The sequence below is a fragment of the Acidaminococcus sp. CAG:542 genome, from assembly GCF_000437815.1.
Taxonomy (GTDB): domain Bacteria; phylum Bacillota; class Negativicutes; order Acidaminococcales; family Acidaminococcaceae; genus Acidaminococcus.
Genome location: NZ_FR902001.1, coordinates 1 through 10831 on the forward strand (window position 1 = coordinate 1; position 10831 = coordinate 10831).

At 57.9% G+C, this 10831-nt stretch carries 9 protein-coding genes; all 9 read right to left on the reverse strand.

Translation table 11 applies throughout. The features are described 5' to 3' along the window. A partial coding sequence (gene pyrE / locus QVO43_RS00095; RefSeq protein ID WP_288174236.1) for an orotate phosphoribosyltransferase occupies window positions 1–435 on the reverse strand: 435 nt, incomplete at its 3' end. After that, window positions 436–1155 (reverse strand): orotidine-5'-phosphate decarboxylase, encoded by a 720-nt coding sequence (pyrF, locus tag QVO43_RS00100; RefSeq protein ID WP_022486612.1) that lies wholly within the window; start codon window positions 1153–1155, stop codon window positions 436–438. It lies immediately after the preceding gene. 12 nt (window positions 1156–1167) lie between these two features. Then, the gene (locus tag QVO43_RS00105) at window positions 1168–2106 is read right to left on the reverse strand and encodes a dihydroorotate dehydrogenase (RefSeq protein WP_022486613.1); all 939 of its coding nucleotides are present in this window, start codon (window positions 2104–2106) and stop codon (window positions 1168–1170) included. Then, window positions 2100–2867, reverse strand: a complete 768-nt coding sequence (locus tag QVO43_RS00110) for a dihydroorotate dehydrogenase electron transfer subunit (RefSeq protein WP_022486614.1) — start codon at window positions 2865–2867, stop codon at window positions 2100–2102. The genes QVO43_RS00105 and QVO43_RS00110 overlap by 7 nt, the downstream gene beginning before the upstream one ends. A gap of 3 nt (window positions 2868–2870) precedes the next feature. Then, the gene (gene carB, locus QVO43_RS00115) at window positions 2871–6077 is read right to left on the reverse strand and encodes a carbamoyl-phosphate synthase large subunit (protein WP_022486615.1); all 3207 of its coding nucleotides are present in this window, start codon (window positions 6075–6077) and stop codon (window positions 2871–2873) included. A gap of 1 nt (window position 6078) precedes the next feature. Then, window positions 6079–7155, reverse strand: a complete 1077-nt coding sequence (gene carA, locus QVO43_RS00120) for a glutamine-hydrolyzing carbamoyl-phosphate synthase small subunit (protein WP_022486616.1) — start codon at window positions 7153–7155, stop codon at window positions 6079–6081. After that, window positions 7143–8435, reverse strand: coding sequence for a dihydroorotase (locus QVO43_RS00125; RefSeq protein WP_022486617.1), 1293 nt, complete (start codon window positions 8433–8435; stop codon window positions 7143–7145). Before QVO43_RS00125 ends, carA begins: the two co-directional genes overlap by 13 nt. Continuing rightward, window positions 8419–9375, reverse strand: coding sequence for an aspartate carbamoyltransferase catalytic subunit (locus QVO43_RS00130; protein ID WP_022486618.1), 957 nt, complete (start codon window positions 9373–9375; stop codon window positions 8419–8421). Before QVO43_RS00130 ends, QVO43_RS00125 begins: the two co-directional genes overlap by 17 nt. 229 nt (window positions 9376–9604) lie before the next feature. Further along, window positions 9605–10183, reverse strand: a complete 579-nt coding sequence (locus QVO43_RS00135; protein WP_288174237.1) for a PdaC/SigV domain-containing protein — start codon at window positions 10181–10183, stop codon at window positions 9605–9607. Window positions 10184–10831: the final 648 nt, after the last annotated feature.

A 10831-nucleotide genomic window follows, 5' to 3' on the forward strand; every position in this document is an offset into this window, starting at 1 on the left:
GTCCACCAGGAGGCCTACGCCCACCGGTACGCCTCCTTCGCTTTTCACCACGTCCAGCACTTCCCGTACACTGCCGCCGGTGGTGACGATGTCTTCCACGATCAGTACCCGGGTCCCCGGTTCAATGTGGAACCCTCTCTTGAAGGTCATCTTCCCATTCACCCGTTCCGTAAAGAAGAACCGGGTGCCCAGGTTCTTGGCCACTTCATAGGCCAGCAGGATGCCGCCGGTCATGGGGCCCACCACCAGTTCCACGTTGTCGTTGACGAACCGGGCAGCGATTTCCTTGCACAGGGCTTCCGTGTACCGGGGCTGCTGCAGCACATTGAATTTTTCCACATAGGTGGGGCTGTGGAGGCCGCTGGTCAGCAGAAAATGACCATGCATCACCGCGTTGGTTTCTTCCAGCATATGCAGTACCGTTGTATCGTTCATTTAAAAAGCTCCTTCCATTTCTTCCAGGATCTTCCGTACAGCTTCCTGTTTGTTTTCCGCCTGGGTAATGGGCCGTCCCACCACCAGATGGGTGGACCCGTTGCCGATGGCAGCCGCCGGGGTGGCAATCCGGCTCTGGTCGTTGGTGGCAGCCCAGGCCGGCCGCACCCCAGGGGTCACAATGAGGAAATCTTTCCCGCATTTTTCCCGGATCCCGGCCGCTTCCCGGGGCGAAGCCACCACCCCGTCCAGGCCGCTTTCTTTGGTAAGGGCCGCCAGGTCCAGTACCTCTTCCCCAATGGGTTTGGCATAGTTCAGAGGCTTCCACTGGGCTTCATCCATGCTGGTGAGCACGGTGACGGCAATCAGTTTGGGTGCAGGCCGGCCCAGTTCCGCCGCCGCTTCCTTCACCGCCTTCATGCCTTCCGCCATCATCTTGGGGCCGCCCACCGCGTGGACGTTCATGATATCCGCTCCCAGCCGGGTCAGCACGGCCAGGCTGTGAGCCACCGTATTGGGGATGTCCTGGAGCTTCAGATCCAGGAACACTTTTTTGTCCTTGTCCTTCAGGTACCGGATGATGTCCGGACCGGCCCCGTAGAACAGTTCCATCCCCACTTTGTAAAAGGTCACTGCATCCCCCAGTTCTTCCACCAGGGCTTTGGCCCGGTCAAAGGTGGGGAAATCCAGGGCCGTGATCAGTCTGTCTCTTGCATCCATGGGTTCCACTCCTCAGTTCCGTCCCGGCAGGGCCTGTCCCCGGAGTTCCTCCAGAGAAGCCGCCCCGCTGGCGTCCAGATAATCCTGGATCCCCTGGCTGATGGTTTCCGCCAGGCTGGGATCCGTAAAGCTGCAGGTGCCCACAGCCACTGCCGTGGCCCCAGCCAGGATGAATTCCACCGCATCCTGCCAGCAGCTGATACCCCCCATGCCGATAAGAGGCACCTTCACTGCCTGGGCCACCTGGTACACCATGCGCACGGCCACCGGGTGCACCGCCGGGCCCGAAAGGCCTCCCACGATGTTTCCCAGCACCGGCCGCTTCTTCTGGATGTCGATCTTCATCCCCACCAATGTATTAATGAGGGAAATGGCGTCGGTGCCGGCGGCTTCCACCGCCCGGGCAATTTCCGTAATGTCCGTCACATTGGGAGACAGCTTGGTGATCACCGGCTTATGGGTATGGGACTTGGCCGCCTGCACCACTTCTCCTGCCGCATGGCAGTCGGTACCGAAAGCCAGGCCTCCCTGGGCCACGTTGGGACAGGAAATGTTCAGCTCGATGGCGTCCACTCCGTCCACATCCAGCAATTCCGCCAGGGTGCCGTAGTCTTCCGCACTGTCCCCGTCGATGTTCACGATCACCGGGGTATTGGTTACCTGCCGGAGATGGGGCAGGGTTTCCTTCAAAAAGTATTCCACTCCTGGGTTTTCCAGCCCCACACAGTTCAGCACTCCCGCCGGGGTTTCCACCAGCCGCTGGCCCTTGTTTCCGGGCCGGGGCTTCAGGGTGGTCCCCTTTACGGTAATGGCGCCGATATGGTCCAGGTTGAGAAAATCCGTAAATTCCAGACCGAACCCGAAAGTGCCGGAAGCAGTGGTCACCGGTGTCTTCATGATCACCCCCGCCAGGTTCACCTGCATCCGGGGATCTTCATAAGGCTTCACCATTCCACCACCTCCTGGCTCCAGAACACCGGGCCGTCCTTGCAGATCTTCATCCGCTTGCCGCCTTTTCCTTCGCAGGAGCAGGACAGACAGGCACCCAGGCCGCAGCCCATGTATTTTTCCAGGGATACCTGGCAGGGCACCCCGTACTGGTCCACCACTTCCACCACAGCCTTCATCATGGGGCTGGGGCCGCACACGTACACGCAGTCATACTGTCCCGTGGCCAGAAGCCCGGGCAGCACCGCGTTCACCGTGCCCTTCACCCCGTAGGATCCGTCATCGGTGGTTTCATACTGTTTGGCGGTTTTGTCCTTGAACAGGTCCGCCCAGAACACTTCCGCTTTGGTCCGGCCCCCTACGATCACTTCCATTTTGTGATCCGGGTCCGCCTGGGCCAAAAAGTGGAGAGGGGCCAGGCCCATGCCGCCGCCCACCAGGAGACCCCGTTTGGCCCCCAGATGGAACCCGTGGCCCAGGGGCCCCACCACACTGATGGGGTCCCCGGCCTCCATGGCATCCATAAGTTCCGTGGTTTCTCCCACGATCCGGTACATCAGGGAAAAAGTCCCGGCCGCCCGGTCCACCCCGGCCACCCCGAAGGGCCGCCGGAGCAGGGGCTGATGGAGCTTGTTCACCCGTACCGTCACAAACTGTCCCGGCTGGGCCGCTGCCGCCACTTCCGGACAGCGGATTTCCATGAGCCGGATGTCCCCGGAAAGTTTCTCCTGCCGGACAATGGTTCCTTCCATATATACTGCCATGGCTTACTCCGTCTTCAGATCCTGGAGAGCCACCACGCTTACCACGTTCCGCCGGCGCATGGCACCCATGGCCTTGTACAGGGCCCGGGCGGTATCCAGGCTGGTCAGGCAGGGAATGGCGTGTTCCACCGTGGACCGGCGGATCTTGAAGCCGTCCCGGGTAGCGTCGGAACCGTGGGTCAAAGTATTGATCACCATGCAGATCCGGCCTTCCTTGATGTCATCCAGCAGGTTGGGGGTACCGGCGCTGGCCTTTTCCACCCGGCCCACATGGATGCCTTTTCCTTCCAGGAACTTGGCGGTACCGGCGGTAGCCACCAGTTCATAGCCCAGGTTTTCAAACCCTTCCGCAATGGGCACCACTTCTTCCTTGTCCTGGTCCGCTACGGTGATCAGGATGGCACCGCTCTTGGGGATGTGGGTGCCGGCGGCAATGCAGGCTTTGTACAGGGCTCTGGGGAACTGGGCATCGATGCACATGACTTCCCCGGTGGATTTCATTTCCGGCCCCAGGGTGATGTCCACGTCGGTCATCTTGTTGAAGGAGAACACCGGCGCTTTCACCGCATAGTAGTCCGGGAAGAGCTTCAGGCCCGGTTCCAGGCCCTGTTCCCGGATGGATACGCCCATGGCGCATTTGGTGGCTACATCCACCATGGAGATGCCCGTCACCTTGCTCAGGAAAGGCACTGTCCGGCTGGACCGGGGGTTTACTTCGATCACATACAGCTTGTCATCCCGGACAATGTACTGGATGTTGATCATCCCATGAACTTCCAGGCCCAGGGCCAGTTTGGTGGTGTAGTCGATGATCTGTTCGATTACGTGCTCGCTGAGGGTCCGGGGCGGGTACACCGCAATGGAGTCCCCGGAATGGACCCCGGCCCGTTCGATGTGTTCCATGATCCCGGGCATCAACACGTCCTTGCCGTCGCAGATGGCATCCACTTCCACTTCCGTACCCATCAGGTAGTGGTCCACCAGCACCGGGTGTTCGTGGGAAGCCTTTACGGCGTTGTTCATGTAGTATTTCAGTTCGTCGTCGTTGTAGACGATTTCCATGGCCCGGCCGCCCAATACATAGGAAGGACGCACCATTACAGGGTAGCCCACATCGTTGGCAGCCCGCAGAGCCCCGTCGATGTCAAACACCGTGTGGCCTTTCGGACGGGGAATCCCCACACTGGTCAGCAGTTCGTCGAACCGTTCCCGGTCTTCTGCCCGGTCGATGCTGTCTACGGAAGACCCCAGGATCTTCACCCCGCAGTCATGGAGCGGACCGGCCAGGTTGATGGCGGTCTGGCCCCCGAACTGGACAATGACCCCTTCCGGTTTTTCCCGGTCGATCACATTCAGCACGTCTTCCAGGGTCAAGGGTTCGAAATACAGCCGGTCAGCGGTATCGAAGTCCGTGGATACGGTTTCAGGGTTGTTGTTTACAATGATGGTTTCGTAGCCCAGATCCTTCAGAGCCCATACAGAGTGGACGGAGCAGTAGTCGAATTCCACCCCCTGGCCGATCCGGATGGGACCGGAGCCCAGTACCAGCACCTTCTTGTTGGGGGTGTCTTCCACTTCGTCTTCCACCCCGTAGGTGGAGTAGTAGTACGGAGTTTCCGCGTCGAATTCCGCGGCGCAGGTATCCACCATCTTGTAAACAGGGGTAATGCCCCATTCCTTCCGGATGGCACGGATTTCCAGACCGGTCTTCCCTACCAGTTTCCCGATGGTCACATCGGCAAAGCCCCGTTTCTTCACTTCCCGGAGCAGTTCCGGCGTCAGTTCTTCGCTCTTCAAACGCACTTCCAGTTCCACAATGTGGCGGATCTTCCGCAGGAAGAATTCGTCGATCTTGGTGATGGCATGGGCCTGGTCCACGGTCATCCCTCTCCGGAAGGCTTCGGCGATGGTAAAGAGCCGTTCGTCGTCCACTTTCCGGACCTTTTCAAAGACTTCCTGGTCCGTCAGCTTGTGGAGTTCCGGCATGTCCATATGAGTCAGGCCGATTTCCAGGCAGCGGACCGCCTTCAGCAGACCGGCTTCGATATTCCGTTCGATGGCCATCACTTCCCCGGTGGCCTTCATCTGGGTCCCCAGGGTGTGGTCCGCATTGACGAACTTGTCAAAGGGCCAGCGGGGGATCTTGATCACGCAGTAGTCCAGGGTGGGTTCGAAGCAGGCGGAGGTTTTCTTGGTTACCGCGTTTTCGATTTCGTCCAGGGTATACCCGGCAGCGATCTTGGCGGCCACTTTGGCAATGGGATAGCCTGTTGCCTTGGAAGCCAGGGCAGAAGACCGGCTTACCCGGGGGTTCACTTCGATGACGATGTATTCTTCACTGTCCGGATTCAGGGCATACTGCACGTTGCAGGCCCCTTCCACCCCCAGTTCCCGGACGATGTCGATGGCGGCGGTCCGGAGCATCTGGACTTCCCGGTCAGTCAGGGTCTGGCAGGGAGCCACCACGATGGAGTCCCCGGTATGGACCCCCACCGGGTCGATGTTTTCCATGTTGCAGACGGTGATGCAGTTGTCTTCATGGTCCCGGACCACTTCATATTCGATTTCCTTCCAGCCGGCTACGGACCGTTCGATCAGGGCCTGACCGATCAGGGAGTACATGAGCCCTTTGGTGGTAATGTCATCCAGCTGATCCATGTTGTGGGCAATGCCGCCCCCGGTGCCCCCCAGGGTGTAGGCCGGCCGCACGATCAGAGGGAAGCCCACCTTCTTGGCAAATTCCTTGGCCGCATCCACGCTTTCCACAATGGTGCTCTGGGGAATGGGCTGGTGGAGTTTCTCCATGGTTTCTTTGAATAGTTCCCGGTCTTCCGCCTTCATGATGCTGGAGATCTGGGTGCCCAGGAGCTGCACATTGTATTTCTTCAGAATGCCTTTTTTGTCCAGTTCAATGGCCAGGTTCAGGCCGATCTGGCCCCCCAGGGTGGCCAGCAGGGAATCCGGCCGTTCCTTGGCGATGATGGCTTCCAGGAATTCCACATCCAGGGGTTCCACATACACCCGATCTGCAATGTGCACATCGGTCATGATAGTGGCCGGGTTGGAGTTCACCAGCACCACTTCCAGCCCTTCTTCCTTCAGGGCCCGGCAGGCCTGGGTGCCGGAATAGTCGAATTCAGCAGCCTGACCGATGATGATCGGGCCGGAACCGATGACCATGACTTTCTTTACATTCTCTTTTTTTGGCATATCAGTGCCCTCCCATCATTTTGATAAACCGGTCGAACAGATAAGCGTTGCCGCTGGGACCGGGGGATGCTTCCGGATGGTACTGCACTGTGAAGGTGGGATGGTTCAGATAGCGCAGGCCTTCGATGGTGTTGTCGTTCAGGGACCGGTTGATCACTTCCACCGGCAGTCCCTTCAGGGAATCCTCATCCACCATGAACCCATGGTTCTGGGAGGTGATGCAGATCTTGTGGTCCACCAGATCCCGGACCGGCTGGTTGATGCCCCGGTGGCCGAAAAGCATTTTCTTGGTCTTGGCCCCGTTGGCCAGCGCCATGACCTGATGCCCCATGCAGATGCCGAAAATGGGTTTCTTGCCGATCATCTTTTTGATGTTGTCGATTTCCACCGTCAGATCTGCCGGATCCCCAGGGCCGTTGCTCAGGAAAATCCCGTCCGGATCCATGGCCAGTACCTCTTCCGCCGGAGTTTCCGCCGGGAATACGGTCAGTTTGCAGCCTTTTTCCACCAGGCATTCCAGGATGTGCCGCTTCACCCCGTAGTCCATGACGGCCACGGAATATTTGGCGTCGTCCGGTCCCATGGTGTACACCTTTTTGGTGGTTACCTGGGCCACCTGGTCATGTTCTTCGGGAGTGGCCAAAAGAGCCTGGACTTCGTCGTCCGGAGTATCCGCCGGCACCAGCACCCCCTGGAGGGTCCCGTAGGACCGGATCCGCCGGGTCAGCGCCCGGGTATCCACACCGGCCAGCACCGGGATATCGTTCTTTTCCAGGAATTCCAGCACCGTGCCTTCATCCCGCCAGCTGGAGGGTTCGTCACACAGTTCGCTGACGATCAGCCCCTTGTAGCAGCAGCTGTCACTCTGGCAGAACAGGTCGTTGCAGCCGTAGTTCCCGATCAGGGGATAGGTGAAGATGACGATCTGCCCGCAGAAAGAGGGGTCCGTCAGGGTTTCCTGATACCCGGACATGCCGGTGGTGAACACCACTTCCCCCACTGCCTTGTGGGTGCTGTACAAAGTTCCTTCGTAGATGCTTCCGTCTTTCAATACCAACTTGCCTTTTACTTTTTGCATACTACACCGTCTTTCATCACAAACCGGCCATCGACCATGGTCGCCACTGCCATGCCTTTGCAGTGTTTTCCGTTGAAAGGAGTCACCTTGCCCCGGGTATAGAATTTTTCACTGTCCACCGTCCATTCCCGGTCCAGATCCAGGATGGTGATGTCCGCATTCCGGCCCACCTTCAGGCTGCCGGCGTCCAGATTCATGATCCGGGCCGGGCTGGTGCTCATTTTATCCACGATTTCGTTGATGGAGAATTCTCCCGTATGGTACAGCTCCGTCAGGATCACCCCTACGGAAGTCTCCAGGCCGCAGAACCCGTTGGGAGCATACCGGAATTCCACATCTTTTTCTTCCGGCGCATGAGGAGCATGGTCCGTTACGATGGCATCGATGGTGCCGTCCTTCAGTCCCGCCCGCATGGCTTCCACATGGTCCCGACTCCGGAGAGGAGGAGAAACCCGGGTGGCCGTATTGTAACCGGCGCAGGCTTCATCGGTAAGGGTCAGGTGGTGGACCGTCACTTCGCAGGTGATGTTCACCCCTCGGGCCTTGGCCTTCCGGACAATGTCCACGGCGCCCTTGCTGGCAATGTGGGCAATATGGATGTGGGCCCCGGTGTATTCCGCAATGGCCGCATCCCGGGCCACACAGATGTCTTCGGCGATGGAAGGGATGCCGGGCACACCCAGACGGGCGGAAACGGCCCCTTCGTGCATGAACCCTTCGTGGTTCATCTCTTCGTCAATGTCGTGGCAGATCAGGGGCTTGTCAAAAGCGCTCACATACTGGGCCGCCAGGTTCATCACATAGGCGCTGGACACATAGTGGCCGTCATCAGAGAAGCCCATGACCCCGTGCTGGGCCATGTCCCCCATTTCAGACAGTTCCTTGCCTTTTTCCCCTTTGGTAATGGCCCCGATCACTTCCACATGGACGTACCCTTCCTTTTGGGCCCGTTCCTGGATGCCGCTGACCACAATGGAGCTGTCGATCACCGGTTTGGTGTTGGGCATACAGGCCACCCGGGTGATGCCCCCGTGGGCCGCTGCCATGGTGCCGGTGACCAGATCTTCCTTGGCTTCCAGCCCCGGTTCCCGGAGATGGGTGTGCAGGTCGATGAACCCGGGAGCCACCACCAGGCCCGTAGCGTCGAACACTTCGTCCGCCGCTGCATCAATGTGAGGCGCCGCTTCCGCGATTTTCCCGTCTTCCACCAGAAGGTCCATCACCTGGTCCAGCTGCTGGCTGGGATCTACGATCCGTCCGTTCTTAATTAGCGTTTTCAACTGGCTTTCCTCCCATAATCGTCAAGAATAACACGGCCATCCGCACCGCGACCCCGTTGGTCACCTGTTCCCGGATCACAGCCTGGTCGCTGTAGCCCGTATCCCAGGAGATTTCCAACCCCCGGTTCATGGGACCGGGATGCATCACCAGACAGTCCGGTTTGGCCAGTTTCATCCGTTCTTCGTTGACCCCGTAAATCCGGGCGTATTCCCGGGGAGTGGGGAACATGGCCTTGTCCTGGCGTTCCAGCTGGATCCGCAGCACATCCACCACATCCGCCCCTTCAATGGCGTCTTCCACCCGTTTGTGTACCGTGACCCCCAGTTCCTGGATGTCGTGAGGAATCAGGGTCATGGGACCGGCCACATGGACATCCGCTCCCAGCTTGGTCCAGGCCGCAATGTTGCTCCGGGCCACCCGGCCGTAAAGGATATCCCCGATAATGGCCATTTTCAGGCCCTTGAACTGTTTCCCATGTTCCAGGATGGTGAACATGTCCAGGAGACCCTGGGTGGGATGGGCATGGGCCCCGTCCCCGGCGTTGATCACAATGGGGGCTGCAATGTCCGCTGCGTACTTGGCTGCCCCTTCCACCGGGTGACGCATGACAATGGCATCACAGGCCATGGACTGCATGGTCAGGATGGTGTCCTTCAGGCATTCCCCTTTTTTCACACTGGAAGTGCCGGTGCTCAGGTTGATTACGTCCGCCCCCAGATACTTCCCGGCCAGCTCGAAAGAGCTGCGGGTACGGGTGCTGTTTTCATAGAACAGGTTCACAATGGATTTGCCCCGGAGAGACGGGAGCTTCTTGATGTCCCGTTTCATGACCTTCTTCATCTCCGCCGCCGTTCGCATGATCAGATCGTACTCTTCCACGGACAGGGAGGAAAGATCCAGGATATCCCGTCCGGACAGGCTGACTGCCGCCTTTGTCATGTTGTAGCCTCCTATAATAAACTGCAGGTTGAAAAAATAAGCCTTCTCGTCCTAAGACAAGAAGGCTTCTAATAACTGCTTCTGGATAAAAGTCCCTTTCTTAGTCTCACAGGACTAGGTTAAAAGGTGATTCTTTGAAGTTTTTTCTAGTGTAGCACGGGGGAAAAGAAAAGTCAAGGCGGACGAAGAAATCACACCCGGCCCCTCCGGCCCTGTCAAAAGTCAGACGTCAGTTTTTCCGATTCAAGTAAGCAATGACCTTGGGCGACAGTTCCACCCGCAGGGTCCCCAGGGCGTAGCACCCCAGTTCATAGGGCCGGTAGATCAGGGCGATCTTTCCTCCGCCCTCCAGGAAATAATTGTCGCTGATCTTCAGCTTGTCCCACATGAAAGAATCATTGGCAAAGGTCTTGCTCAAAGGCACCGGCTCATTCCGGCTGTTGTAAATGGGCTGGGACAGGATCAGGCTCTTGTCCGCCGTACTGATCCGGACAAAATACGGAAGAGGCAGCTTCTCCCCTGTCACCTTGCTGTAGGTCAGCCCCCGGGTGTTGGTGTACCCATGGGCCGCCCCCTGGCTGTACCGGAAATCCGCCAGCGTAAGAGAAAGCAGCGTCCCGTCCTCATACTGCACCTGGTAAGAAAACCTCCCCCGGGTGAATTTTTCGGCCGCATAATCATCCCGGAACCCGGCTATATATTGGTAGATATCCGAATTGATCCGGTCCTGGGCCTCCTGATTGCGGTCCACATACACAATGGGGTAGCTCATCTTGTAATTAGCCTCGTCCGCCACATGCTTCTCCACGCTGGCCTCCCCCAACCCCAAAGGCAAAGCCAGCAAACCCGCCAATACAATCCAAGTCAGAAATTTCCCACTCTTTTTCATGATCAACGCCCCCATTTCAGGATAAACACTCACATACCACTTCGTCCATACCATTATTCTACCATAATATATGCCAGTAGGATGGTGAAAAGGGGTCAGCCGCTTTTTAGTCTCACGCCTTTGCCACCGACAAAAATGCCGCCAGAGCCGCCCGTGCTCGCCGTTCTCCATAGACCCCGTCCATCCGATTGAAAAACGCCGTCTCCGTCGGACTGATGACAACAACGATATTCTCCTCCTGGTCAACGACAACCTCCTCCAAATCGGTCGAACAAACAACATCCGATCCCAACGCTGTAGGAGTGCGCCGCAGGCACACCCTTCCCGGCCTCCTGGCTGTTTTAATCCGACTGAGATTGGCGATTTTATCCCGCCTCTAAGAAGTAACCTGGTTTCATAGCCACTTAGCCACCTAACCACTCAATCACTTTTCACTCCCTATAAACTGGTATTGATTAAACCTGCAATTCCAAAATGTATATAAATAGTTCCCGATTACTCTTTGAAGTACCGGCTGTTCATCCCCGCATGCGCGGGGTCCACAAGATAACGGCTTTCCAGGGCTTC